The 23,972-nt window shown below is 71.4% G+C and carries 26 protein-coding genes and 1 tRNA gene; 19 read left to right on the top strand and 8 right to left on the bottom strand.

Features of this window, described 5'->3' with window-relative positions:
* The first annotated feature begins 98 nt into the window (after positions 1-98).
* Positions 99-728 carry a TetR family transcriptional regulator gene (locus O7635_RS06775; protein ID WP_089252532.1) on the top strand — a complete coding sequence of 210 codons (630 nt, stop codon included), beginning with the start codon at positions 99-101 and terminating at the stop codon, positions 726-728.
* Here O7635_RS06775 and O7635_RS06770 read toward each other — a convergent pair.
* Positions 725-1,930 carry an amino acid deaminase/aldolase gene (locus O7635_RS06770; RefSeq protein ID WP_278079555.1) on the bottom strand — a complete coding sequence of 402 codons (1,206 nt, stop codon included), beginning with the start codon at positions 1,928-1,930 and terminating at the stop codon, positions 725-727. The genes O7635_RS06775 and O7635_RS06770 overlap by 4 nt on opposite strands.
* 281 nt (positions 1,931-2,211) lie before the next feature.
* Here O7635_RS06770 and tmk point away from each other — a divergent pair, with 281 nt between their 5' ends.
* The 5 genes from tmk (at position 2,212) to O7635_RS06745 (ending at position 7,085) form a co-directional block, all read left to right on the top strand.
* Positions 2,212-4,422: a dTMP kinase gene (gene tmk / locus O7635_RS06765; RefSeq protein ID WP_278085387.1), complete on the top strand. Its 2,211-nt coding sequence runs from the start codon at positions 2,212-2,214 to the stop codon at positions 4,420-4,422.
* Positions 4,415-5,599 carry a DNA polymerase III subunit delta' gene (locus O7635_RS06760; RefSeq protein WP_278079554.1) on the top strand — a complete coding sequence of 395 codons (1,185 nt, stop codon included), beginning with the start codon at positions 4,415-4,417 and terminating at the stop codon, positions 5,597-5,599. The genes tmk and O7635_RS06760 overlap by 8 nt, the downstream gene beginning before the upstream one ends.
* Positions 5,600-5,698: 99 nt before the next feature.
* The gene (locus tag O7635_RS06755) at positions 5,699-6,025 is read left to right on the top strand and encodes a YbaB/EbfC family nucleoid-associated protein (protein ID WP_278079553.1); all 327 of its coding nucleotides are present in this window, start codon (positions 5,699-5,701) and stop codon (positions 6,023-6,025) included.
* Positions 6,022-6,450: a hypothetical protein gene (locus O7635_RS06750; protein WP_278079552.1), complete on the top strand. Its 429-nt coding sequence runs from the start codon at positions 6,022-6,024 to the stop codon at positions 6,448-6,450. Before O7635_RS06755 ends, O7635_RS06750 begins: the two co-directional genes overlap by 4 nt.
* On the top strand, positions 6,447-7,085 hold the full coding sequence (locus O7635_RS06745) for a hypothetical protein (RefSeq protein ID WP_278079551.1): 639 nt from the start codon (positions 6,447-6,449) through the stop codon (positions 7,083-7,085). Before O7635_RS06750 ends, O7635_RS06745 begins: the two co-directional genes overlap by 4 nt.
* A 67-nt stretch (positions 7,086-7,152) precedes the next feature.
* On the opposite strand, the gene O7635_RS06740 is transcribed toward O7635_RS06745, so the two are convergent.
* Positions 7,153-8,352 carry an FAD-dependent oxidoreductase gene (locus O7635_RS06740; protein ID WP_278079550.1) on the bottom strand — a complete coding sequence of 400 codons (1,200 nt, stop codon included), beginning with the start codon at positions 8,350-8,352 and terminating at the stop codon, positions 7,153-7,155.
* A gap of 14 nt (positions 8,353-8,366) precedes the next feature.
* Complete coding sequence (gene folE, locus O7635_RS06735) at positions 8,367-8,960, bottom strand: GTP cyclohydrolase I FolE (RefSeq protein ID WP_278079549.1); 594 nt, start codon at positions 8,958-8,960, stop codon at positions 8,367-8,369.
* Positions 8,961-9,051: 91 nt separating this feature from the next.
* Between folE and O7635_RS06730 the strand changes: the two genes are divergently transcribed.
* Complete coding sequence (locus O7635_RS06730; protein WP_278079548.1) at positions 9,052-9,783, top strand: helix-turn-helix domain-containing protein; 732 nt, start codon at positions 9,052-9,054, stop codon at positions 9,781-9,783.
* A gap of 504 nt (positions 9,784-10,287) precedes the next feature.
* On the opposite strand, the gene O7635_RS06725 is transcribed toward O7635_RS06730, so the two are convergent.
* Positions 10,288-10,578: a hypothetical protein gene (locus O7635_RS06725; protein ID WP_278079547.1), complete on the bottom strand. Its 291-nt coding sequence runs from the start codon at positions 10,576-10,578 to the stop codon at positions 10,288-10,290.
* A 364-nt stretch (positions 10,579-10,942) separates the two neighbouring features.
* Between O7635_RS06725 and ricT the strand changes: the two genes are divergently transcribed.
* Positions 10,943-11,782: a regulatory iron-sulfur-containing complex subunit RicT gene (ricT, locus tag O7635_RS06720; RefSeq protein ID WP_278079546.1), complete on the top strand. Its 840-nt coding sequence runs from the start codon at positions 10,943-10,945 to the stop codon at positions 11,780-11,782.
* Between the two features lie 16 nt (positions 11,783-11,798).
* On the opposite strand, the gene O7635_RS06715 is transcribed toward ricT, so the two are convergent.
* Positions 11,799-13,496: a metallophosphoesterase gene (locus O7635_RS06715; protein WP_278085386.1), complete on the bottom strand. Its 1,698-nt coding sequence runs from the start codon at positions 13,494-13,496 to the stop codon at positions 11,799-11,801.
* Between the two features lie 170 nt (positions 13,497-13,666).
* Between O7635_RS06715 and O7635_RS06710 the strand changes: the two genes are divergently transcribed.
* From O7635_RS06710 to O7635_RS06670, 9 genes are all read left to right on the top strand, one after another.
* A tRNA-Thr gene (locus O7635_RS06710) sits at positions 13,667-13,743 on the top strand.
* 36 nt (positions 13,744-13,779) lie between these two features.
* Positions 13,780-14,268 (top strand): Hsp20/alpha crystallin family protein, encoded by a 489-nt coding sequence (locus O7635_RS06705; RefSeq protein WP_278079545.1) that lies wholly within the window; start codon positions 13,780-13,782, stop codon positions 14,266-14,268.
* Between the two features lie 15 nt (positions 14,269-14,283).
* On the top strand, positions 14,284-14,820 hold the full coding sequence (locus O7635_RS06700; RefSeq protein ID WP_278079544.1) for a type 1 glutamine amidotransferase domain-containing protein: 537 nt from the start codon (positions 14,284-14,286) through the stop codon (positions 14,818-14,820).
* 61 nt (positions 14,821-14,881) lie between these two features.
* Positions 14,882-16,489: an MDR family MFS transporter gene (locus O7635_RS06695; RefSeq protein ID WP_278079543.1), complete on the top strand. Its 1,608-nt coding sequence runs from the start codon at positions 14,882-14,884 to the stop codon at positions 16,487-16,489.
* A gap of 39 nt (positions 16,490-16,528) precedes the next feature.
* A complete protein-coding gene (locus O7635_RS06690; protein ID WP_278079542.1) occupies positions 16,529-18,148 on the top strand; it encodes a long-chain fatty acid--CoA ligase in 1,620 nt (539 codons plus the stop codon).
* Positions 18,149-18,190: 42 nt separating this feature from the next.
* A complete protein-coding gene (locus tag O7635_RS06685) occupies positions 18,191-18,478 on the top strand; it encodes a DUF1778 domain-containing protein (protein WP_278079541.1) in 288 nt (95 codons plus the stop codon).
* The gene (locus tag O7635_RS06680; RefSeq protein ID WP_278079540.1) at positions 18,475-18,993 is read left to right on the top strand and encodes a GNAT family N-acetyltransferase; all 519 of its coding nucleotides are present in this window, start codon (positions 18,475-18,477) and stop codon (positions 18,991-18,993) included. The genes O7635_RS06685 and O7635_RS06680 overlap by 4 nt, the downstream gene beginning before the upstream one ends.
* 33 nt (positions 18,994-19,026) lie before the next feature.
* On the top strand, positions 19,027-19,302 hold the full coding sequence (locus tag O7635_RS06675) for a type II toxin-antitoxin system prevent-host-death family antitoxin (protein WP_278079539.1): 276 nt from the start codon (positions 19,027-19,029) through the stop codon (positions 19,300-19,302).
* Positions 19,299-19,688: a type II toxin-antitoxin system VapC family toxin gene (locus tag O7635_RS06670; RefSeq protein WP_278079538.1), complete on the top strand. Its 390-nt coding sequence runs from the start codon at positions 19,299-19,301 to the stop codon at positions 19,686-19,688. The genes O7635_RS06675 and O7635_RS06670 overlap by 4 nt, the downstream gene beginning before the upstream one ends.
* Before the next feature lie 4 nt (positions 19,689-19,692).
* Here O7635_RS06670 and O7635_RS06665 read toward each other — a convergent pair whose 3' ends face one another.
* Complete coding sequence (locus O7635_RS06665; RefSeq protein WP_278079537.1) at positions 19,693-20,658, bottom strand: Ku protein; 966 nt, start codon at positions 20,656-20,658, stop codon at positions 19,693-19,695.
* A 115-nt stretch (positions 20,659-20,773) separates the two neighbouring features.
* Between O7635_RS06665 and ligD (O7635_RS06660) the strand changes: the two genes are divergently transcribed.
* Together ligD (O7635_RS06660) and ligD (O7635_RS06655) are read left to right on the top strand one after the other, a co-directional pair.
* The gene (ligD, locus tag O7635_RS06660) at positions 20,774-21,718 is read left to right on the top strand and encodes a non-homologous end-joining DNA ligase (protein WP_278079536.1); all 945 of its coding nucleotides are present in this window, start codon (positions 20,774-20,776) and stop codon (positions 21,716-21,718) included.
* Positions 21,711-22,679, top strand: coding sequence for a non-homologous end-joining DNA ligase (gene ligD, locus O7635_RS06655; RefSeq protein WP_278079535.1), 969 nt, complete (start codon positions 21,711-21,713; stop codon positions 22,677-22,679). Before ligD (O7635_RS06660) ends, ligD (O7635_RS06655) begins: the two co-directional genes overlap by 8 nt.
* Here the strand turns inward: ligD (O7635_RS06655) and O7635_RS06650 are convergent.
* The gene (locus tag O7635_RS06650) at positions 22,676-23,521 is read right to left on the bottom strand and encodes a pentapeptide repeat-containing protein (protein WP_278079534.1); all 846 of its coding nucleotides are present in this window, start codon (positions 23,519-23,521) and stop codon (positions 22,676-22,678) included. The genes ligD (O7635_RS06655) and O7635_RS06650 overlap by 4 nt on opposite strands.
* Positions 23,518-23,946 (bottom strand): hypothetical protein, encoded by a 429-nt coding sequence (locus O7635_RS06645; RefSeq protein ID WP_278079533.1) that lies wholly within the window; start codon positions 23,944-23,946, stop codon positions 23,518-23,520. Before O7635_RS06645 ends, O7635_RS06650 begins: the two co-directional genes overlap by 4 nt.
* Positions 23,947-23,972 lie beyond the last annotated feature (26 nt).

Below are 23,972 nucleotides of genomic sequence, written 5' to 3'. Positions count from 1 at the left end.
ATACCGCCCTTCTGCTGAATACCTCTCATCCGGGTTGCTCGTTGAGCCGAGTAACGTTCCCCCCGCGCGGGGCCGAAAGAGGAAGGAAGTGGTGAGGCATGACGACATCAGCCGTCACCACGGGCCCGCTGCGCCGGGTGCCGGTGCAAGGCCGCAGTGTGGCCCGCGTTCAGCGGATGCTCGATGCGTGCGCCGAGATCGTCGACGAGGTCGGCTACGAGGGCCTGACGACCACATTGCTCGCCGAGCGCGCCGAGGTGGCCATCGGTTCCGTCTACCAGTTCTTCCCGGACAAGCGGGCCATCGTCCAGGCGCTCACGCTGCGCAACATGGAGGCCTACCTGGAGCGGCTGGCCAACCGGTTCGGCAGCGGCACGTTCGCCGACTGGTGGGAAGGCGTCGACGCCGGCATCGACGAATACATCGAGATGCACCGCACCGTGCCCGGCTTCCGGACCCTGCACTTCGGCGACGTCGTCGACGTGCACCTGCTCGACGAGGAACGCGACAACAACGCGGTCATCGCCGAGCAGCTCGCCCGGCTGCTCGTCGAGCAGTTCCACGTGGCCGACGAGCCGCGGCTGCGGTTCGCGCTGGAGATCGCCGTCGAGGCGGCCGACGCGCTGATCAAGCTGGCCTTCCGCCGCCGCACCGACGGTGACGAGCAGGTGCTCGCGGAGGCCAAGGCGCTGATCCGCGAATACCTGCACCGCCACGTCTCGGTCTAGAGGAAGGCCTTGCCTTCGCCGCGGTAGGTGGCGACTGTCGCCGTGACGGCGTCGCCGTCGACCAGGTGCAGCTCGTTGACGTGCTCGCAGAGCTCGCCGGCCTTCGCGTGCCGGAACCAGACCCGGTCGCCGACCCGCAAGGAGTCGGCGGCCGGGCCGCGCAGCGGAGTCTGCACCTCGCCCGCGCCCTCGGTGCCGATCAGCTCGAGGCCACCGGGCAGCCAGGGCGTCGGCTGCCGGCTCGGCTCGGTCGGGCCGGACGCGATCCAGCCGCCGCCGAGCACGGTGACCACACCGGCGCCCGGCCGCCGGACCACCGGTTGCGCGAAGAACGCGGCCGGGGTCGGGCGCCAGGCGGTGTACGCGTCGAACAGCGTCGGCCCGTAGAGCCCCGAACCGGCGGTGATCTCGGTGACCGACGGGTCGGCGCCGGTCAGCCGCACGCTGCCGGTGCCGCCGCCGTTGACGAACTCCAGGTCGGCGACCTCCCGGACGGCGTCCACCGCGGCGCCGCGCCGGGCCAGCAGCTCCCGCCACGAGCGGCGCTGCATGGCCCGGATCGCGAGACCCCGGGCGCGCCGGCCGGGTGGCGCGTCGCCGAGGCCGGCGATCTGGGCCTCGTACGACATGATCCCGACGAGCCGGACGTTCGGGCGCTTGGCGATCGTCTCGGCGAGCGCGCGCGCCTGGCCTGGAGCGTGCACCGGTGAGCGGAACACGCCGAGGTGGACCCGGCCGCCGGCGACCCGGTAGGACGCGTCCAGATCGAGGCACAGCCGGATCTCGACCTGGCCGGTGACCGCCTGGATCGCGTCGAGCTGTTCGGCGCTGTCCACCATCAGGGTGACGCCGGCCCGCAGCCGGTCGTCGTGGGCCAGGTCACGCAGGGCCGCCCGGTCGGCCGTCGGATAGGCGACGACCGCGTCCTCGGTGACACCTTCGCGGACCAGCCAGTTGGCCTCGGCGAGGGTGTAGGCGAGCACGCCGTGCCAGCCCGGCGTCGCGAGCACGCGGGTGAGCAGGTCGCGGCAGCGCACGGACTTGCTCGCGACCCGCAGCGGCTTGCCCTGCGCGCGTCCCACCAGGGCTTTCGCGTTGGCGTCGAACGCGGCCAGGTCGACGACGGCGAACGGCGGGTCGAGGTCCGCGGTCGCCTTGTCGAGCGTGGCTCTTTGCGAGGTTTCGGTGGTTTTACCGGACACACCTGCACCGTAGCTGGTGGTGCGGCAATGCGAAACACCCTCGCGTACTGCGGGAAGTCCGTGGACCTTAGGGGTTATGTCGGGGTGGGCGCACACGTCCACGCCGCTAAAGTGTGGATCCGGGGGAGCCCAGCGATGGGCCGGCACGCGGAGGTACGGCCATCGACACGAACGTCAGCGGCGAAGAGCTCGAGCGGCCCGCCGACACTCCGCGCACGGCACCGAACACCACCAACCGTTCGCAGCAGGTCGACCTCTCCGGGGTCGGTGCGCTGCGGGCCGTGCTGCGCATCCGGCCGTTCCGCCGGCTCTGGCTCGTCCTCGGCGTCGCGTCGCTCGGTGACTGGCTCGGCCTGCTGGCCACCTCGATCTTCGCCTCGGCCCAGGTCAGCGGCGACACCGCCAAGGGGCTCGCGTTCGGTGGCGTGATCGCCGTACGCCTGCTGCCCGCACTTCTTCTCGGCCCCGTGGCCGGCGTGCTGGCCGACCGGTTCGACCGCCGCTACACCATGGTCATCTGCGACCTGCTGCGGTTCGTGCTGTTCGCGTCGATCCCCCTGGTCGCCCTGCTCGGCTTCTCGGGCGGGCTGGTCGTGGGTTGGGCGGCGATCGCCACCTTCATCATCGAGGCGATCACGCTGATCTGGATCCCGGCCAAGGAGGCCGCGGTCCCCAACCTGATCCCCAAGTCCCGCCTCGAGGTCTCCAACCAGCTGACCCTGATCACGACGTACGGCCTGACGCCGGTGCTCGCGGCCATCGGGCTCGCGGCGCTCGACGCGAGCGTCCGGGGCATCACCGGCGCCGCGCCGGCCGACTGGGCCGAGCCGGCCCAGCTCGCGCTCTGGTTCAACGCGTTCTCCCGGCTGGCCACCGCGATCGTCGTCTTCTACGGCATCAAGGAGATCAGCGGCCGCACCTCGCCGCAGGACCGCGAGAACACCAGCATGCTGCGGCAGTTCGTCGACGGCTGGAAGTTCATCGGCAACTCACCACTGGTCCGCGGTCTCGTGCTGGGCATCTTCGGCGCGTTCGCGGGCGGCGGTGTGGTGATCGGCACGGCCCGCTTCTTCACCCAGTCGCTCGACGCCGGTGACGCCGCGTTCTACCTGCTCTTCGCGTTCCTCTTCGTCGGGCTCTCGGTCGGCATCGGCCTCGGCCCGGCGATCATCAAGGACCTGTCGCGGCGGCGCTGGTTCGGCATGAGCATCGTGCTGGCCGCCGCCTCGGTGATCGTGCTCGCCGCCTCGATCCACCTGTCGATGGCGATCGTCGGCGCGGTGCTCGTCGGCGCCGGCGCCGGCATGGCCTTCCTGGCCGGCATCACGCTGCTCGGCCAGGAGGTCGCCGACGAGGTGCGCGGCCGGGTGTTCGCGGTCGTGCAGACCGGCACCCGGGTCGTCCTGATGATCGCGATCGCGCTGTCCAGCCTGCTGGTCGGCGTCGGCGGTTCGCGCACCCTGGACGTCGCGTCGCTGGGCATCTCGATCTCCTCGACCCGGCTGCTCCTGCTGGCCGCCGGCGTCGCCGGCATCCTGTCCGGGATCAGCGCCTTCAAGCAGATGGACGACAAACCCGGCGTCGGCGTGCTGGCCGACCTGTGGGGCTCGATGCGCGGCCGGCCACTGTCGGCCGCCGAGCCGTCGGCCTGGCGGGGCGTCTTCGTCGTGTTCGAGGGCGGCGAGGGCAGCGGCAAGTCGACCCAGGTCAACGCGCTGGCCGACGCGCTGCGGGCCGAGGGCCGCGACGTGGTCGTCACGCGGGAGCCGGGCGCCACCGACGCCGGCCGGCGGATCCGCGAGATGGTGCTCGACGGCGACACCGACCTCTCACCCCGATCCGAAGCCCTGTTGTACGCCGCCGACCGCGCCCACCACGTCGCCGCCGTCGTGCGCCCGGCGCTGGCCCGGGGCGCCGTGGTGATCAGCGACCGCTACGTCGACTCGTCGCTGGCCTACCAGGGCGCCGGCCGTACGCTGCCGGTCGAAGAGGTGTCCTGGCTGTCGTCCTGGGCGACCGGCGGCCTCAAGCCCGACCTGGTCGTGCTGCTCGACGTCGACCCGTCGGTGGGCCTGGCCCGAGCCGCGTCCCGCGGCCCGCACGACCGGCTCGAGACCGAGTCGCTGACGTTCCACGAGCGGGTGCGCTACGCGTTCCTCGACCTGGCCGCCGCCGACCCCCGCCGCTACCTGGTGCTCGACGGCACGCGGCCGACCGACGAGATCGCGCTGGCGGTGTTCGAGCGGGTGCAGCCGATGCTCGGCGACCCCGGCCCGGAGCATCCCGGCCCCGCCAAGCAGCCCGACACCTCGACGGAGCCAGAGCTGTCGGAGCAGGAGATAGCCTCGATAGCCGACGCGGCCAGGCGGGGCGAGCCGGCACCCTCGTCCTCCGAGGAACCGGACGAACCAGACAACGGCCGACCGTCGGCGCTGGTGGAGACCCGTCAGCGCAGTGGACCGCCGGATCGGGAGCTCGAACCACGTGGCTGACGTCTTCGCCGACCTGGTCGGCCAGGAGGAGGCCGTCGACACCCTGCGCCGGGCGGCGGCGGGTGCGGTGGCCATCCTCGACGGCTCGGGCAGCGGCGCGGCGATGACCCATGCCTGGATCTTCACCGGCCCGCCGGGCTCCGGCCGCTCGGTCGCCGCCCGCGCGCTGGCCGCGGCGCTGCAGTGCGCCACCGGCGTCGGCTGCGGCGAGTGCACCGGCTGCCACACCACGCTCAGCGGCACCCACGCCGACGTGCGGATGGTCACCCCCGACGGGTTGTCGATCGGCGTCAACGACATGCGGGCACTGGTGCTGCGGGCCGCGAGCGCCCCGACCGGCGGGCGCTGGCAGGTCGTGGTCATCGAGGACGCCGACCGGCTCACCGAGCAGGCCGGCAACGCGCTGCTGAAGGCGATCGAGGAGCCGCCGCCGCGTACGGTCTTCCTGCTCTGCACCCCCTCGACCCACCCCGACGACATCTCCGTGACGATCCGGTCCCGCTGCCGGGTGGTCACGCTGCGCCAGCCGCCCGCCGCCGCGGTGGCGTCCGTGCTGGTGTCCCGCGACAGCGTCGAGCCCGACACGGCGGCGTGGGCGGCCGCGGCGGCCCAGGGTCACGTCGGCCGGGCGCGCCGGTTGGCCCGCGACGCCGACGCCCGCCGGCGCCGCGAGGCGGTGCTGGCCGTGCCACGCCGGCTGACCAACGTCGGCGCGTGCTTCGACGCGGCGTCGGCGCTGATCGAGGCAGCCGAGGCCGAGGCCGAGGCGGCGGTGTCCGAGATGGACGCCACCGAACGGACCGCGCTGGAGACGGCGCTCGGCGCGGGCGGCACCGGCCGCGGCGCCTCCGGCGCCCTCCGCGGGGCCGCCGGTCAGCTGAAGGACCTCGAGCGCAAACAGAAGTCCCGGGCCACCCGGGCGCAGCGCGACGCGCTCGACCGCGCGTTGGTCGACCTGGCCGGGTTCTACCGCGACGTGCTGGTCCGCACGATGTCGGCGCCGGTCGCGCCGGTGCACACCGACGCCTCGCCGCTGGCCGAGGCGGCCGCCCGCAAGTGGACCCCCGACGACGCCCTGCGCCGCCTGGAGGCGGTGCTCGAATGCCGCACCGCGATCGAGGCGAACGTCAAACCCCGCATCGCCGTCGAGGCGATGATGCTCTCCCTCTGGCGCTGAGTTATCCACAGGGCCTTTCTTGCGGTGCCGGGCAGCGGTACGGTTCGATGCCTGGACAACATGTAGTGGTGGTCGCGACACCGTCGGTGAGGGAGCCGAATGCCGCGCGAGATCGACGAAGCCTGGGTCGAAGAGGCCATCGCGCGCTACCGCCGCATCGAGTCCTTGCGTGACGAGTTCGACAAGGCCGTGCGCGCGACCGAGGTGACGGTCCGCTCACCCGACGGCCTCGTCGAGGTGGTGGTGACGGCAGCGGGGGAGGTGACGGCGGTGCGCGTGGTGGGTTCGCTCGCGGGCCGCGGCAACCGCGACCTGTCGGTGTCACTGACGACAACGATCGCGGCGGCCACCGACGCGGCGCGCTGGGCCCGCGACAAACTACGCGCCGAGACCTTCGCCGACTATCCGCCGCTGGGGGAGTCGTGACGTCGCCGCTCTCCCGCACCGCCGACCACCTGGACGCCCTCGCCGCCGACCTGGGCGACGCGGCACCCGCCGACCTGAGCGGCGCGGCACCCGCCGGTTTGCGCGGTGCAGGGCCCGCCGGTCTGCGCGGTGCGGGGCCCGCCGGCCTGCGCGGCGTGGCGCCCGCCGGCCTGCGCGGCGCGGTGGCGGGCGAGCTCGGACCGACCGCGTTCGGCGGCAACCTACCGGGCGCGCTGGGCGCGCTGGGCCGGTCGCTCCACGGGCGCTGGGAGGCCGCCGAGTTCGACCATGCCCGGGCGGCGGCGTCCCTCGCCGCGCGGCTGACCGAGACGGCCGCCGCCCTGCGTTCCGCCGGTGCCGGCTACGCCGGCGTCGAGGAATCGACTGCCCGCCGCGCGAGCGAGGCCGGTGGTGATCAGGCGTGAGCGACGCGCTCGACCATCTGGCCGGACCGGGTGGTGACCTGCTCGCGCGGGTCGACGATCTGCTCGCCCGCTTCGGCGCGCCCGACGACGATCCGGTCTGGCCACTCCTGCGGCGAGTGCGGGCCCTGCCCGGCGAAGCCGTGGCGGCGCTCGCCGTCTCGCTGCGGCCCGGCCCGTTCGAGGCGGCGGCCGACGCGGTGCGGGCCCGATCGGCCACCTTCGCCGACGCCCGCGCGACGGTGACCGCGCCGGTGGCCTGGGAGGGCCCGGCCGGCGAGGCGTTCGCCGCCCACGCGGCCGCGCTGGCCGCCGGCCTCGGCGAGGCGGCCGACAAAGCCGCGGCGACCGCCCGGCTGGCCGACGAGATCGCGGCCTGGACCTCCCGCACCCGAGCGCGCCTAGCGGCGGCCCTGGCCAGCGCCCTCGGCAGCGCCGAAGCCGTGGCGGTGATACTCGGCGGCGACGCCGCCGCGGGCGCCGCGGCCGCCATCGCCACCCGCGTGCTGACCGCCCTCGACGCCGCCATCACCGACGGCGAGACGCTTCTCGACCAGCCGCGCCCCACGGGCGGTCGGCGGCCGACCGGCCCGCTCCCACCGGCGAGCTACGAACGCGTCACCCGCCTCACGTTCTAGCGACCGCGGCGCCTCAGGCGGGTCCCAGGTCGCCGGCCACCAGGCCACCCGACCGGCAAGCTGGTGGTCATGAGCTGAGGAGCGAATCCAGGGGTACGTCCGGGTCTGCCAGCTCGGCCGGATCGATCACCGCCCGCGAGCGGATCAGCCGCTGGATGGGATCCGTGACGTCCCAGACGTTGACGTTCATGCCGGCCAGCACCCGGCCGCCGGCCAACCAGAAGGCGATGAACTCGCCGGCCTTGGTGTCGCCGCGGAAGACGACCTGGTCGTAACCGTCCGGCTCGACGTGGCCGGTGTATTCCATGCCCAGGTCGTACTGGTCGGTGAAGAAGTAGGGCAGCCGGTCGTAGGCGGCGTCCTGCCCGAGCATCGACCGCGCCGCCGCGACCGGCTGGTTGAGCGCGTTGGCCCAGTGCTCGACGCGGATGCGCCGGCCCAGGAACGGGTGGTACGCGTTGGCCACGTCACCCGCCGCGTAGACGTCGGCGGCCGAAGCGCGCAGGTGCTCGTCGGTGACGATGCCGTTGTCGACCGTCAGCCCCGCGGCCGCCGCGAGCTCGGTGTTGGGGGTGACCCCGATGCCGACCAGCACCGCGTCGGCGGCGATCCGGGTGCCGTCGGCGAGCCGCACGCCGTCCGCATCGACACCGGCTATCCGGGCGCCGGTCACCAGGTGGACGCCGTGGTCGCGGTGCAGGTCCGCGAAGACCGTGGCCACCTCCGGGCCGAGCACACGCAGCAACGGGAGGTCCGCCGACTCCAGGACGGTGACGTCCGCACCGGCGAGGCGGGCGGCCGCGGCGGCCTCCAGGCCGATCCAGCCACCGCCGACGACGACGATCCGGGCGCCCGGCGCGAAGTCGGCCTTCAGGCGGTCGCTCTCCTCGGCCCGCCGCAGATAGCGGACTCCCGGCGCATCCGGCAGCACGCGCGGCGAGGAGCCGGTGGTCAACAGCAGCTTCGCGTACGCCAGCCGGCTGCCGTCGGCGAGCGTCAGCCGGTGCGCGCCGGGGTCGAGGGCGGTGACCCGGGTGCCGAGGAGCAGGTCGACGTCGTGCTCGGCGTACCACTGTGGTGGGTGAACGTAGATCTGCTCCCGCTCGTCCTTGCCCAGCAGGTAGCCCTTGGACAGCGGGGGTCGTTCATAGGGGCGTTCGTGCTCCTCGCCGATCAACACGAGCGGGCCGGTGTAGCCCTCGTCGCGCAGGGCCTGTGCCGTCTTGGCGCCGGCGAGACCCGCTCCGACGATCACGTGCGCGTCCATGGCCGTTCCTTCCGTCAGTTGGCGACCCCGGCGAGCGCGAGGAACTCGCCCCGCGACCGTGGGTCGTGGCGCAGCGAACCCAGCAGGGTGGAGGTGATGGTGGACGAGCCGGTCGCCCGTACGCCGCGCAGCGTCATGCAGGTGTGCTCCGCCTCGATGACCACGCCGACGCCCTTGGGGTCGAGCTGGTCGTGCAGCCAGTCGGCGATCTGCTTGGTGAGGCGTTCCTGCACCTGCGGGCGGCAGGCGAAGTGCTCGACGACGCGGGCGAGCTTGGACAGGCCGAGGATCCGGGCGCCGGGCAGGTAGCCCACGTGCGCGGTGCCGACGAACGGCAGCAGGTGGTGCTCACAGACCGAGCGCACCGGGATGCGGCGGGCCAGCACGAGCTCGTCGTAGCCCTCGTCGTTGGGAAACGTCGTCAGGTCGAACGGGCGGGGAGTGAACAGCTCGGCGTACGCGTGGGCCATCCGGTGCGGCGTCCGGCGCATGCTCTCGGTGTCGGTGTCGACCCCGAGGGCGCGCAGGAACTGGTCGGCCGCTTCCGCGGCGGCGGCCAGGTCGACACCGACTTCGGTGTCGCGGTCCGCGAGTAGCTCGATCGACATGGTGTCTCCTCCCGCAATTTCACTAACAAGTATTAGTGAAACGAGCTTTTGGAGTCAAGACGACAGCGATAGTTGGCGTTATGCTTGTGGGGTGACCTCGCCCGACGACCGGACGCCTGTCGCGGCCGTAGCGGTGCTGGCCGACGAGCAGCGCAGCCGGATGTACGCGTTCATCCGCCGCGTGCGCCGGCCCGTGACCCGCGAAGAGGCCGCCGCCGAAGCGGGCATCTCGGTGAAGCTGGCCGCCTTCCACCTCGACAAACTCGTCGCGGCGGGCCTGCTGCGGACCCGGCCGGGCAGCGCGCGCATAGGGCCCGGTCGCAAACCGAAGGTCTACGAGCCGGCGGAGGCTGACATCCGCGTCAGCATCCCGGAGCGGCGGCCCGACATGATCGCGGAGATCCTGCTGGAGGCGGTGCTCGACCACGAGCCCGGCGAGGACCCCCGCGATGCCGCCCTGCGCACGGCCCACCGCCGCGGCCTCGAGGCCGGCGCCGACGAACGCGCGCGCACGAGGCCGGGCCGCCTCGGCCCGGAACGCTCGCTGTCGCTGTGCGAGTCGGTTCTGGAACGCACGGGCTTCGAGCCGCACCGCCCGGCACCGACCGAGATGCGCCTGCTCAACTGCCCGTTCCACGCGCTGGCCGCCCGCTCGCCCGAGGTCGTGTGCGGCATCAACCACGCCTACCTCAGCGGCCTGCTCACGGGCCTGGAAACCGCCGGCATCGACGCGGTGCTGTCACCCCGCCCGGGTCAGTGCTGCGTAGAGTTCCGAGCCGACCCCACCGGCGCCGCCCGCGGCGCCAAGGAACCGCGGGACTAGCGGCCGATGCGGTTGGTGCCGCTCGAGGCACCGAAGAGCCGCCGGCATGGCAGCGCGACGAGGTTGGCGCTGCCGGCGGTGAGAAGGAGCGACGGGGTCCGCCTTGCAGGTTCGGCTGGCGCTGCCTGCGGTGCCAAGGCCGATCGGATTGGCGGCGCCGACCGGGCTGCGGCGGCTGCGGTGCCAAGGCACCGGGCTAGGGCCCATCCGGTGGATCATGGCGGCGCTCCGGCGGGCCCAGGCGGCGACCGACCGCACGTGGGGAGGGCCGGATACGACACCGGTATCCGACCCCTCATTACGCACGCCGCCTGGACCTCGCCGGAGCACCACCCTGATCCACCGGATAGGCCCCAGTGGCGCCGACCCGGCAGGCGCAGCCGGCTTGGCCGTCGCGTCCCTCGCCGGAAGGTTGTTCAGCGAGCCGACGCGTTTTGGCATGTGCGTACATGCCAAAGCATGTGCGCTCGCGCGAGGTGACCCCCCGCCCGCCGAGCGGGTGCGTCAACGGCGGTTTTTGGCCAGGTGCGTGAGGGCGCCGATGACCGTGGCGTTGACCAGGGCGCCGACCAACACCCCGACCAGCGGCAGGGTCGCCAGCAGGGAGATCGGCGCCGTCAAAATGATCATGTAGATCGCGGCGAAGGACGCGTCCGGGCCGGTGACTGCGCGGTCGACCAGGAAGAACACCACTGCGGCCGCGACGAGGAGCAGGTAGGCGCGGCTCGGCCAGTTGTCGAACGGGAAGCGGAGCCAGGTTCGCCAGCCGCCCGTGCGGGGCGCAGTGTCGGTCATCGATGCATTGTGCCCGACGTACGTAAACGGCGACGGCGTCGCGCTCGGGAGCGTTCCGCTCCAGCTGCGACGCCGTGGCCGTTTCCTGCACCCCCCGCAGGCTTGTGGTTCCACTCAACGCCAACCGGTCCCGGCTTGTCGTCGGATCGACGTCGGTTTCAACCTTCTGGCGACCGATGTCGATACGAATCGGGGGCCGGCACGACCCGAGTGTGCCGACCCCCGAAGCTTGACGCACCACGGCCAACGACGGCCCGAATGCCGGGTTGCGCCCCTGACGAACGTCCCATTCGTACGGACAATGCAATTCGTCCGAAAGTCGCATGGTCGTGTACGCCACACTGGCCGACGTAAGGTGACGGCTATGGGCATGCTGTGCGCGGTCAGTTTCAACCGTTACGGCCGGCTCTACTACCTCGACCCCGTCGACCTGACCCCCGCGGTCGGCGACCGGGTGCTCGTCCCGACCGACGACGGGCCTGAGGTGGCAGAGTGCGTCTGGGCCGCCCAATGGGTCGACGACGACACATCGGGGTTCCCGAAGCTGGCCGGCATGGCCACTGACGCCGACCTCAAGCGCGACGACACCCAGCGCAAACGCAAGGCCGAGGCCAAGGCGGCGGCGAAGAAGCTGATCCGCGAGCACGGCCTGCCGATGAAGGTCGTCGCCGTCGACCACGTGCTCGACGCTGCCGGCGCGAGCGCCCGCACGACGATCTACTTCACCGCGCCGCACCGGGTCGACTTCCGGTCGCTGGTCCGCGACCTCGGCGCGACGCTGCACTGCCGGGTCGAGCTGCGCCAGCTCTCCGCCCGCGACTCCGCGCGCGTGCAGGGCGGCATCGGCTCCTGCGGCCGCGATCTGTGCTGCGCCACGTTCCTCACCGACTTCGAGCCGGTCACGATCCGGATGGCCAAGGACCAGGACCTGCCGCTGAACCCGCTACGCATCTCCGGCGCGTGCGGCCGCCTCATGTGCTGCCTGAAGTACGAGCACCCGCTCTACCAGAGCTTCCAGGCCAACGCGCCCGCGGTCGGGACCCGGGTGACCACACCGGAGGGTGACGGCCGCGTGGTGGCGCACAGCGTGCCCCGCGACTCCGTCGTGGTCCGCATGGACGCCGACGGCTCCCGCTGCTCCTGCAGCCGCGCCAGCGTCTGCGGCCCCCGCAAGGCCCACGACGCGCAATACAACAACGCCTAGCTAGCCGCAGCGTGCGTCAGCGCAGCACGAACGGCTGGTCGGCCAGGCGGACCGACAGGGACTGCGCCGGCTCCAGCCATGGGCGGTCGTCGGGCGCGGTGGGGTTCGGGCGCCACTCGCGGCAGATGCGGTCGATCGCGACCGGATAGACGGTCAGCGCGCCGTCGGCCCCGATGTGCATCCGCAGGAAGCTCTTGACGTCGTCGATGCCCTGGCCGGCGTACAACTCGTTGATGTTGATCCCGAACTGGCCCGCGATCAGCAGGTAGAGCGCGACCACCTGGGCGCCGGCCAAGCCGGCCAGCGGGCCGTAGATGACGACCGCGGCGATGAACGACAACGGCCACGGCCAGTCCGGGAACGGGGTCATCAGCCAGAGCCACGTGCCGAGCACGGCCAACCCGACCTGGGCCAACCCATGACCCCCACCCAGGAAGATGTGGCGCCACGAGCGTTTGCCGGTCGCGGTGGGGGGCTTGGCGAAGAACCAGGCGCCCAGCAGCACCACGACCATGATCATGATGAGCGGGATGCTGAACAGGCGCAGGCCGGTCTCGTCGCGCTGCTGCGTCGCGATGCCGGCCATCGCCAGCATCAGCATCGTCTGCAGGGCGCCGATCAAGGTCGCGAAGCCCGCGTTGCGCGTCGGCAGCCGGCCGAAGATGCCCCAGCCGAGGCGGCGCGACGTCGGGGCGTCGGGATAGGTGGCCGCGAGGCGGTACGGCCGGGGCTGGCTGGACTTGCGGGCCAGCGTGTCCGGCGGCGGCACCGGAATCTCCTCGGGCAGCTGATGGGTCGGATACATGTAGGCCCCGCCACCGCCGCAGGTGATCAGTTCCCGGTCCGTGCCGCTGTAGCGGGCGTAGTGGTGCAGGTCGCCGGAGAGCATGAGGCGCACCCGCGCCCCGGTCGGCGCGATGATCGTGCGGATGAAGTAGTCGACCGCGTCGTACGCCTCGGGGCTCTTCTCGATCGCCGCCTTGACCCACGACGGCTCGGGCACCGCCAGAATGATCTTGTCGTCCGGCCCGAACTGCCGCGCCGCCGCTTCGAAGTAGTTGAGTTGCGGGTCGTCGACGTACGCGCCGAACTGCTCGTCGAGCGCCAGCAGCCACCACCCGGCCGGCAGCTTCGTCGCGAAGTAGGACCGGGACTGCTTGGTGCGCCACCCGCCGAGCGAGGCGTCCCGCTGTCGGGCGAACAGCCGGAGGAACGCGGTCAGGCCGTCGTACCAGTCGTGGTTGCCGGGCACCGCGTACAACGTGGGTTGGGGCGCCGACGAGGGTGGGCACGGCATCGCCGCCGTGTAGGGGCCCTTGCAACGGTCCTCGTAGGCCGGGGCGCTCGCGGTCGGATAGACCTGGTCGCCACCCATCACCAGCACCTGGCCGCGGGGCAGCGGCCGGCCGTCGAGCTCGAGCTCCGGCTGGGCCAACAGATAGGCCACCGAGTAGGTCGAGTTGAACCCGTCGCCCAGGTCGGCGACGTAGTCGAGCCACAGCTCGCCGTCGGTGCCCGGCTCGTCGATCACGTCACCGGGCAGGGCGTTCTGCAGCTCGCGCTTGTCGAGGTAGGCGCCGAACAGGATGGCCAGCAGGGTGCGCACCCCGGTGCTGATCAGCAGCAGCGGTCCCAGCCACGGCACCGGCGGGCGGGGCGTGAAGCCCAGCTCGATCGGATCCATGGACCGCGGGCGGGGTCGGCGGGTGGGCAGCGACTCGGCCTGCGGGACACGCTGGACGGGGGGCGAAACGGTGGCATCATCCGTCACGTGCGGGAGCCTAACGGCGACCCGACCGCGAGGCACAGTCGTCGATCGGGAGTCCGACCGGTGGCGTGACACCCGTAACGGTGCCGTATGCTTGCTGAGCCGCACGCCGGCACGCCGCCTTAGCTCAGTCGGTCAGAGCGACGCACTCGTAATGCGTAGGTCGACGGTTCGATTCCGTCAGGCGGCTCCAAGGTTTCGTGACCCCGCGCAGGGGTAGCGAATGTGTATGAACAGTCCCGAACGGCGTTGGGATCCCTTCGCGGAACTGCAGTCTCTCCGGTCCGAGCTCGGCCGGCTCGTCGGGTCCAACTTCGGCGGCCGCGGGGTGACCCAGGACATCGACCTCGAGCAGACCGACGAGTCCTTCACGATCACCGCTCGGCTGCCCGGCGTGGCTCCCGAAGAGGTGGCGCTCGACGTCGACGTCCGCGAGGTCGTCATCCGGGCCCGCACCGAAGCGGAGGTCACACAGACCCCGGCGGTCGGTCGCACGACCCGGGCCTTCGAGTACCGGGTTGCGCTGCCGGCCGACGTCAACCCCGACAAGGTCGACGCGGTGATGGACCACGGCCTGTTGACCATCGCCCTCCCCCGGGTGGTGCGCGCGGGCCGCCGCACCATCACCCTCGGCGGTGGCCGCAGCGCGGTGGAGAGCACGCCGTCGCCGGCCGACCCCGACGCCGCACGGGAGATGCACAAGCCCGACCCGACCTAAGGAGGAACCGCGACCATGCAACTCGATGGCAAGCGGATCGCTTTTCTGGCCACCGACGGTGTCGAGGAGGCCGAGTACGCCGAGCCCCGCGACGCGGTCGAGAAGGCCGGTGCCACCGCTGAACTGATCTCCATCAAGAGCGGCTCGATCCAGTCGATGGACCACGACGAGAAGTCGAAGACCTACCCGGTCGACCGCGAGGTGAGTGGCGCGAACGCGGCCGACTACGACGCGCTCGTGCTGCCCGGCGGCGTGCAGAACCCCGACAAGCTGCGGATGGACCAGGGCGCCGTGGCCTTCGTCAAGGCGTTCGCCGAGGCCGGCAAGCCGATCGCCGTGATCTGCCACGGCCCGTGGACACTGGTCGAGGCCGGCGTGGTCAAGGGGCGCACCATCACCTCGTACCCGAGTGTGCGCACCGACCTGGTCAACGCCGGCGCCAACTGGGTCGACCAGGAGGTCGTCGTCGACGGCAACCTGATCTCCAGCCGCAACCCGAGCGACATCCCCGCCTTCAACAAGACGATCGTGGAGAAGTTCGCCTCGGCGTAGGGGCAGTGGCGCGCTGCACATTTCATGGCATATGCAGCTAGCACGTGCACAGACTTGCGCAATGAGCACCGACGCCCCCGCCCGCCCCCAACTGAGCCACAAGCAGATCCTCCTGCTCATGTCCGGCCTGATGCTGGGCATGTTGCTGGCCGCCCTCGACCAGACGATCGTGGGCACCGCGCTGCCGACCATCGTCGGTGAGCTGGGCGGGATCAACCACTACTCGTGGGTGGTCACGGCCTACCTGCTGGCGTCCACGGCGTCGACCCCGCTCTACGGCAAGATCTCCGACCTGATCGGCCGCCGGCCCGTCTTCCTGTTCTCGATCGGCACGTTCCTGGTCGGCTCGTTGCTGGCCGGCCTGTCGCAGAACATGACCGAGCTGATCCTCACCCGGGCGATCCAGGGCCTCGGCGCCGGCGGTCTGATGACGCTGGCCTTCACGATCATCTCGGACGTGGTCTCGGCCCGGGAGCGCGGCCGCTACCAGGGCCTCTTCGGCGCGGTGTTCGGTTTGGCCTCGGTGGCCGGTCCGCTGGCCGGCGGCTACTTCGCCGAGACCAACTGGCGGTGGATCTTCTACATCAACGTGCCGCTGGCGATCGTCGCCATCATCGTCGCGTACCGCGTGATGCGGTTGATCCCGTTCCGCAAGCGCCAGCACAAGATCGACTGGCTGGGCGCGGGCCTGCTGGTGGTCGGCGTCAGCGCGCTCCTGCTGGCACTGAGCTGGGGCGGATCGGAGTACGCCTGGGGCTCGAGCACGATCATCGCCCTGTTCGCGATCGGCGCCGTCTTCTCGCTGCTGTTCCTGCTGCAGGAGAGCCGGGCGGCCGAGCCGATCCTGCCGCTCAAGCTGTTCCGTCGGCCAACCTTCGCGCTGGCCAACGGCGCCGGCTTCATCCTCGGCCTGGCGATGTTCGGCTCGATCATCTTCATCCCGCTCTACCTGCAGATCGTCAAGGGCGCGTCGCCGACGGAGAGCGGCCTGCTGATGCTGCCGATGATGGCCGGCATCATCGTCACCTCGGTGCTCGCCGGCCGGGCGATGAGCCGGATCGGCCGCTACAAGTGGTTCCCGGTGGCCGGCTCGGCCCTGCTCGGCCTCGGCATCCTGCTCTTCACCCAACTGCACGTCGGTACGCCGCTCGGTGTCGCGTTCACCTTCATGATCGTGATCGGGGTGGGCCTCGGCCTGTCCATGCAGTCGCTGGTGATGGCCGTGCAGAACGCGGTCGACCTGCGGGACCTGGGCGCGGGTACGAGTGCCGCCACCTTCTTCCGCTCCCTCGGCGGCTCGTTCGGCGTGGCGATCCTCGGCGCGATCCTGAGCAGCCGGCTGGCCACGGAAACCACTGCCCGGGTGCCCGGCGCGATCGCCGCGTTGCCCCCGGAGCAGGCCGCGGCGGCCCAGTCCTCGCTCGGCACCAGCAGCATCTCGATCAACGAGCCGTCGAAGATCTTGGCCCTGCCCGACGCCGTACGCGATGCGGTCCAGGTGTCGTTCGTCGACTCGCTGCACACCGTCTTCCTCGTCGCCGGTCTGATCGCGCTCGTGGCGGTGGTCGTCACGGTGCTCATGCCGGACCGCGAGCTGCGCGGCGCGCCGGTGCCCGCGCAGGCCCAGTCGCCCGAGGCGATGGAAGCTCGCACGGAAACCCTCATCTGACCTGTGGCCGGGTGTGAGCTGCGCCACTAGGTTGTGGGTATGCGCAGCACGATGATGGACGCCCCCCTGCTCGTCTCCCGCATCCTCGACCACGGCGCGACCGTGCACGGCGCCTCCGAGGTCGTCACCTGGACCGGCGGTGAGCCGCGCCGGATGACCTACGCCGAAGTCGGCGCCACGGCCGCCCAGCTCGCCCACGCCCTCCGTGACGACCTGGGCGTGACCGGCGACCAGCGGGTCGCCACGTTCATGTGGAACAACAACGAGCACCTGGTGGCCTACTTCGCCGTACCGAGCATGGGCGCGGTGCTGCACACGCTCAACATCCGGCTGTTCCCGGACCAGGTGGCCTACATCGCCAACCACGCGCAGGACCGGGTCGTCATCGTCGACACGACGCTGATCCCGTTGCTGGCCAAGGTGCTGCCGCAGATGTCCACCGTGGAGCATGTCGTGGTGGTCGGCGGTGGCGACCCCGCCCCGCTGGCCGGCCGGGTCACCATCCACCACTGGGACGAGCTGGTCGCCGGCAAGCCGACCACCTACGACTGGCCCGAGGTCGACGAGCGCGACGCGGCGGCCCTCTGCTACACGTCGGGCACCACGGGCAACCCGAAGGGCGTCGCGTACTCGCATCGCTCCATCTGGCTGCACTCCATGGAGGTGTGCATGCCGGAGGCGTTCGGTCTTGGCTCCACCGACCGCGAGCTGGCCATCGTGCCGATGTTCCACGCGATGTCGTGGGGCATCCCGTTCGCCGCGTTCATGTCGGGCGCGTCGCTGATCATGCCGGACCGCTTCCTGCAGGGCGAGCCGATCGCGGCGATGATCGCGGCGCTGCAGCCCACCAAGGCCGGCGCGGTGCCGACGATCTGGAACGACGTCCTCGACCACCTGGCGCCCGGTTCGGCGCTCCGCGAGGCCATCGTCGGTGGCTCGGCATGCCCGCCCGCGCTGATGAACGCGTACGCCGAGCGCTTCGGCATCCAGATCGTGCACGCCTGGGGCATGACCGAGATGTCGCCGCTGGGTTCGGTGTCCCGCCCACCGGCCGGCGCGACCGGCGAGGAGGAGTGGAACTACCGCTACTCCCAGGGTCGGTTCCCGGCCGGCGTGCAGGCCCGGATCATCGGCCCGCTGGGCGAGGAGGCCCCGGCCGACGGCGAGGCGGTCGGTGAGCTCGAGGTCCGCGGCCCGTGGGTCACGGCCCACTACCTGGGCGAGGAGGAGCCGGACCCGGAGAAGTTCCGCGACGGCTGGCTCCGCACGGGCGACGTCGGCACGCTCTCACCCGACGGCTTCCTGACGCTGACCGACCGCGCGAAGGACGTCATCAAGTCCGGCGGCGAATGGATCTCGTCGGTCGACCTGGAGAACGCCCTGATGGCCCACCCGTCGGTGCTGGAGGCGTGCGTGGTCGGGGTGCCGGACGACCGCTGGGACGAACGCCCGCTGGCCACGGTGGTGCTCCGCGAGGGCACGACGGCGACACCCGACGAGCTGCGGGCCTTCCTGGCCGACCGGGTGCCGAAGTGGCAGCTCCCAGAACGCTGGAGCTTCATCGAGGCGGTCCCCAAGACCTCGGTGGGCAAGTTCGACAAGAAGCGCGTCCGCGCCGACTACGCCGGCGGCTCCCTGGAGATCCACACGCTGAGCTGAAACCAGTTGTTCCTGGCGTACGTTGTGCGTACGCTCGATGGCATGAGCAAGGCGGAGCGGCTGCACCTACGTCTCGATCCCGAGCAGAAGGCCCTGCTCGAGGCGGCGAGCGAGGCCACCGGGTCGACCGTGTCGACCTTCGTGCTCAGCGCTGCGACCGAGGCGGCCGCGAGCGTCCTAGCCGACCGGCGGGCGTTCGTGCTCGACGAGACCGCTTGGCGTGCCTTCGACGAGGCCCTCGACCGGCCGGCCGCCGAGGTCTCCGGCCTCCGGGAGCTCTTGTCCGCGCCCACCGTGCTCGACCCGGACAGGTCAGGAGACGACGGGTGACCTTCCGGTTCGGTCCAGTCGAGCCGTTGACGGCGGCGCACGTCGTGCACGGGTTCGACTGCGGGTCGCCGGCGCAGTCCGACTGGCTGGTCGACCATGCGCTGCAGGCACATCGGGCGGGGCTGTCCCGGGTCTATGTCGTGCGCGGCGCCGACGACCTGGAGGACCGGGTCGTCGGCTACTACGCGTTGGCGGCGGGCAGTGTCGCCCCGGCGGCGGCGTCGCAGCGCATGATGCGGGGCACCGGCCGCTATCACCAGCCGGTCGTGTTGCTGACCCGGCTCGCGGTGGACCGCACGGTCCAGGGCGTCGGCGTCGGCCGGGCCCTGGTCGTCGACGCGCTGCGCCGCATCGCGGGCGCGTCGGAGGTCATCGGCGTCCGCGCAGTGCTGATCCACTGCGAGTCGGAGTCGGCCCGCGACTTCTACCAGCGCCTGGCCAAGTTCGAGCCAAGCCCTACCGACCCGATGCACCTTCTCCTGCTGATGAAAGACCTCCGCCGCGCCTTGAGCTGAGGTCGAAAGTGATAACATTTTGGCATGACAATCATGGGCATCCGCGAGGTCACGCGGAACACTTCCAAGGTGATCCACCGGGCCGCTGCCGGTGAGACGGTCGTGATCACGGAACACGACCGGCCGATCGCGATGCTCGTGCCGTTGCCCTCAACCGGCGATCCCGCCGTCGACGAGTTGATCCGCACTGGAGTGTTGACGCCGGCCAGCAACCCTGGCGGTGTGGCCGCGCTGCTAGCCGTGACGCCGGTCGACGGTGAGGGGGATGCCGGGCAGGCCGTTTCCGACCAGCGCCAGGAACGGCTGTGATCTACCTCGACAGCTCTGCCGTGGTGAAGCTGGCGCATCGCGAGCCGGAGACGGTGGCCCTGCGCGTCTGGCTCGAAGCCAACGCGCGACCGTTGGCGTCGTCAGCGCTCGCGCGAACGGAGTCGCACCGCGCTCTGCAGCGGACGAACCCGACAGCCATCCCCGCGCTGCGAGCGGTGCTGGCGACCATTCACCAGCGCCCGCTCACAGACGAACTGCTCGACGCGGCGGCAGCCCTGCCAGGGGCGGGGCTGCGCTCCTTGGACGCACTGCATCTGGCCACGGCCGAAAGCCTTCGCCATGTGTTGACCTGGTTCGTCAGCTACGACAAGAAGCTTCTCGATGCGGCCAAAGCCCGCGGCCTGCCGGTGATCGCGCCTGCCTGATCGGCTACGCCGACTTGCGGGTGGTTTTCTTGGCTGTCTTCTTCGCCGCCGGTTCCGCCTTCTTGGCCGCGGTCTTCTTGGCCGGCGCCGCGGCCTTCTTCGCGGGCGCGGCCTTCTTCGTGGCCTTCTTGGCCGCCGTGATCGGGGTGGCCGGGCGGGCCTCGCCGTCGTCGTCATCGGCCGGGGCCTCGCCGCGGGCCGCGCGGGCCCGCTCGACCGACGCCTTCAGCGCCGCCATCAGGTCGACCGCCGCGGACGGGGTCTCTTCCTGCTCCTCCGGCTGGACGATCTCGCGACCCTCGACCTTGGCGTCGATGACCTCCTGCAGGGCCGCCCGGTAGTCGTCGGTGAAGGCGTCCGGGACGAAGTTGCCGGCCATCGAGTCGATCAGCGAACTCGCCATGGCGAGCTCCGGCGGGCGGACCGAGATGTCCTCGTCGAGGAAGCCGAAGTCGGCCTTGCGGATCTCGTCGGGCCACAACATGGTGTTGAGCAGCAGCACGCCGTCGCGGACGCGCAGGGTGGCCAGCTGCTCCCGCTGGCGGAGGGCGACCTTGACGATCGCCACCCGCTCGGAGTCGGATAGGGCATCACGGAGCAGGACGTACGGCTTGGTCGCCGTGCCCTCGGGCTCCATGAAGTAGGCCTTGTTGTAGAGGATCGGGTCGACCTGCTCGGCGGGGACGAACTCCAGCACGTCGATCGACCGGGAGGTGGTCAGCGGCAGGTCGGCGAAGTCCTCGTCGCTCAGGATGACCATCTCGCCGCCGCCGATGTCGTAGCCCTTGGCGATGTCGTCGTAGGTGACCTCTTCACCGCAGACGGAACAGGTGCGCTTGTAGCGGATCCGGCCGCCGTCCTCCCGGTGCACCTGGTGGAACCGGATGTCCTTTTCCTCGGTCGCCGAATAGAGCCGAACCGCGATCGACACCAAGCCGAACGATACGGCGCCCTTCCAGATTGCGCGCATGTCGCTCCCATCGTGCTGCCGGAAACCCCCGCCGCCGGATAGCAGCCCGGTCACCGACCATGCTCGCACCGTTGCAAGCTTCTGACCAGCACGCCTTGCGCATACCCTTAGCTGCGTGCCGGGCGCACCGATCAGACCCATGCTGGCCACCACAGGTGACCTGCCGGCCGGTGCCGGCTGGATCTACGAGTTCAAATGGGACGGCGTACGCGCGATCGCCGATATTTCCGCCGGCCGGCGCCGCATGTGGGCCCGTTCCGGCGCGGAGATCACGGCCGCCTACCCGGAGTTGGCCGGGCTGGCCGAGACCACCCGCGATGCCCTGTTCGACGGCGAGGTCGTGGTCTTCGACGAGAAGGGTGTGCCGTCGTTCACGCTGCTGGCCGAGCGCATGCACGTCCGTGAGAAGGCCCGGGCGGCCCGACTGGCGGCCAGCCTCCCCATCACCTACATGATCTTCGACCTGCTCCGGCTCGACGGCGAGGACCTGACCGGCCGCCCTTGGGCCGAACGCCGGGCCGCGCTGGAGTCGCTCGGTCTCGCCGCTGCCCGCTGGACCGTGCCGCCGACCTTCACCGACGGCGAGGCGACCCTGGCCGCCGCCGAGGAATACCAGCTCGAGGGCGTCGTGGCCAAGCGCGACCATTCGCTCTACCGCGCGGGCGTGCGTACACCCGACTGGGTCAAGGTCAAGTTGGAGAGCACCGCCGAGTTCGTGATCGGCGGCTGGCGCCCGGGCGTACGCAAGATCGGCGGGCTGCTGGTCGGTACGCCCACCGACGACGGGCTGGCGTTCCGCGGCCGGGTCGGCGGTGGCATCAGCGCCGCTTCCGAACGCGCCCTGCTGGAGGTGCTCCAACCGCGGGTCACCAAGTCGAGCCCGTTCGTCACGGGCGCGCAGGCGGTGCCCCGGGAGGATGCGCGCGGAGCTATCTGGGTAAAGCCCGACATCGTGCTAGAAGTGCGATATGGCCAGCGGACGCCCGACGGACGCCTTCGCTTCCCGCGGTACCTCCGGCTGCGCCCCGACCTGACGGCGGAGGACGTGACCGATGGCTAAGCAGCCCACCCGGATCCGGGTCGATGTCGAGGGCCAGGAGGTGGAGCTGTCCAACCTGGACAAGGTGCTCTATCCCGCCGCCGGCTTCACCAAGGGCGAGGTGATCCACTACTACACGCAGATCGGCCCGATCCTGCTGCCGCACCTGCGCGACCGGGCGCTGACCCGGATCCGCTATCCCAACGGGGTCGACGGGCCGTCGTTCTTCGAGAAGAACGCGCCGGGCGGCACGCCCAAGTGGGTGCGGCTCAAGAACCTCCCGACGCCCGGCTCCAGCAAGGACCGCGAGACCATCGACTTCGTGGTCTGCGACGACCTGCCCACGCTGGTCTGGGTGGCCAACATGGCCGGCCTCGAACTGCACACTCCACAGTGGCGCATCGGCCGCACCAAGGAGCCCAAGCCCGACCTGCTGGTCGTCGACCTCGACCCGGGCGCACCGGCGGGCCTGGCCGAGTGCGCGGCGGTCGCGGTGCTGCTGCGCGAACGGCTGGCCGAGGACGGCATCGACAGCTACCCGAAGACCTCCGGCAAGAAGGGCATGCAGCTGTGCTGCCCGATCGCCGGGGCGCAACCCGCTGAGATCGTCACCGGGTACGCGAAGGTGGTCGCCGAAGAGCTGGAGAAGGTTCACCCGCGCGAGATCACCTCGAAGATGGCGAAGAACCTCCGTCCCGGCAAGGTGTTCATCGACTGGAGCCAGAACAACGCGGCCAAGACCACGGTCGCCCCCTACTCACTGCGGGCCCAACCGACGCCCACCGTCTCCACCCCGCTGACCTGGGACGAGGTCGAGGACGGCGCGGTGCGCCAGTTCACCGCCCCCGAGGTGCTGGAACGGATCGACGAGTTCGGCGACCTGCTGGCCCCGCTCCTCGAAAAGGGCCCGCGCGTCCCCAAGAGCCCGCCCGCCACCGGCCCCCGCGTCCCGGAACGCCCCTCGGCAGGAAGAGTGCGCTAAGGCGCCAGGTGCCCCGCGCACGTGCCACCCACATCGTCGCTGACCGAACCGTCCGGACAGGTCGTCCGCGACCACGTCACCCCGGCGATCGACGCACCCGTCAGGTCGGCGCCGGTCAGGTCCGCGCCGCTCAGGTCGGCCCCGTCGAGCTTCGCGTCACGCAGGTCGGCGTCGCGCAGGAACGCGCCGGTCAACCGCGCGTTGCGCAGGTCGGCCGACGGGGTCGCGGGCGGCGGGTTGCTGGCCCAGGCGAACAGCACGATGCCCAGCGCGGCCACGCTGACCGCGCCCACCATCCGGCGCAGCGCCGCCCGGAACGCGTCGTTGAGCGCCTCGTGCGTGGCCATGTCCTCGATCGCCACGATCCGCGCGTCGAGGTCGCGGATCTCGGCCTCCACCGTCGCGTCGCCACCCCGCTCGTAGGTGGCGATCGTCGCCGTCCGCCGCTCGACGAGTTCGGCCGGCGTCGCGAACCCCTGCAGATACTTGGGATGGGCCTGGAAGAACGCGACGACCGGCCAGAGTGGATGCCGCCGGTCGACCCACGCCGTCACGAGGTCACCGATCAGCACGTAGCGGGGCAGCAGGATCCGCACCGCCGACCAGATCGCGAACACGACCGCGGCCAGACCCAACACGGCGCCGAGTACGGCCAGCCACAGTCGCGCGTTCGCCACCGAGGTCGGCCAGCCGAACGGGAGCAGGCCGATGTTGGACAGCTGGCTGCCGGCGATCAGCGTCGCCCCGACCGCGGCCGCGCTCGCGATGAGCCACTTGGCCGCGTCGCGTACCCGCTGGTTGGCCTGGTCGAACGGGTCCACCGGCTCGACCGGCGCGGTCACCGGGGCTCGTCCAGGCGCGGCCGGATGACCACGATCGGGGGAAGCCGGCGCACCTCGGGATCCTGGTCGCCCACGTCGCCGACCTCGTCCGCCCGATCGGTGATCGCGTGCCCCGGCGCCGACACCGTGCCCTCGCCGTAGTAGCCGAAGACGAACGCGGCCTCGCCCACCGAGAGCACGGCGTCCGGTGTGACCGTGGGACCGGCCGCGACCTGCGCCGCGGGGTAGGGCAGCACGAGACCGTCGGCGTCCCGGGTGGCCGAGCCGACCGGCACGATCCGCTCCGAGCCCGGCTCGCCTCCCGAGAGCTGCACCAGCATCGGCTGCCGGCCGCTGACGTGGGTCGCCGTCACCCGCCCGACCGGTCGCCCGTCGGCGGACCGGACGGTCGTGCCGAGAAGTTCGCTCGAATCGTCGGTCTGCACGCCACCTCCTGCGTTGGATAGCCTGT

This window comes from Asanoa sp. WMMD1127 (genome assembly GCF_029626225.1).
In the GTDB taxonomy this organism is placed as follows: domain Bacteria; phylum Actinomycetota; class Actinomycetes; order Mycobacteriales; family Micromonosporaceae; genus Asanoa.
Note: the sequence above shows the minus strand (reverse complement) of the source record. Positions and strands in the feature narration are given on the sequence as shown.

What these genes read in the sequence shown, in the direction of transcription:
- folE (WP_278079549.1), bottom strand. Translation starts at nt 8,960, where the DNA reads ATGTCGATCGAGCTACTCGCGGACCGCGACACCGAAGTCGGTGTCGAC.
- O7635_RS06685 (WP_278079541.1), top strand. Translation starts at nt 18,191, where the DNA reads ATGAGCAAGGCGGAGCGGCTGCACCTACGTCTCGATCCCGAGCAGAAG.
- O7635_RS06705 (WP_278079545.1), top strand. Translation starts at nt 13,780, where the DNA reads ATGAACAGTCCCGAACGGCGTTGGGATCCCTTCGCGGAACTGCAGTCT.
- O7635_RS06725 (WP_278079547.1), bottom strand. Translation starts at nt 10,578, where the DNA reads ATGACCGACACTGCGCCCCGCACGGGCGGCTGGCGAACCTGGCTCCGC.
- ricT (WP_278079546.1), top strand. Translation starts at nt 10,943, where the DNA reads ATGGGCATGCTGTGCGCGGTCAGTTTCAACCGTTACGGCCGGCTCTAC.
- O7635_RS06775 (WP_089252532.1), top strand. Translation starts at nt 99, where the DNA reads ATGACGACATCAGCCGTCACCACGGGCCCGCTGCGCCGGGTGCCGGTG.
- ligD (WP_278079535.1), top strand. Translation starts at nt 21,711, where the DNA reads ATGGCTAAGCAGCCCACCCGGATCCGGGTCGATGTCGAGGGCCAGGAG.
- O7635_RS06675 (WP_278079539.1), top strand. Translation starts at nt 19,027, where the DNA reads ATGGGCATCCGCGAGGTCACGCGGAACACTTCCAAGGTGATCCACCGG.
- O7635_RS06740 (WP_278079550.1), bottom strand. Translation starts at nt 8,352, where the DNA reads ATGGACGCGCACGTGATCGTCGGAGCGGGTCTCGCCGGCGCCAAGACG.
- O7635_RS06690 (WP_278079542.1), top strand. Translation starts at nt 16,529, where the DNA reads ATGCGCAGCACGATGATGGACGCCCCCCTGCTCGTCTCCCGCATCCTC.
- O7635_RS06700 (WP_278079544.1), top strand. Translation starts at nt 14,284, where the DNA reads ATGCAACTCGATGGCAAGCGGATCGCTTTTCTGGCCACCGACGGTGTC.
- O7635_RS06695 (WP_278079543.1), top strand. Translation starts at nt 14,882, where the DNA reads ATGAGCACCGACGCCCCCGCCCGCCCCCAACTGAGCCACAAGCAGATC.
- O7635_RS06755 (WP_278079553.1), top strand. Translation starts at nt 5,699, where the DNA reads ATGCCGCGCGAGATCGACGAAGCCTGGGTCGAAGAGGCCATCGCGCGC.
- O7635_RS06665 (WP_278079537.1), bottom strand. Translation starts at nt 20,658, where the DNA reads ATGCGCGCAATCTGGAAGGGCGCCGTATCGTTCGGCTTGGTGTCGATC.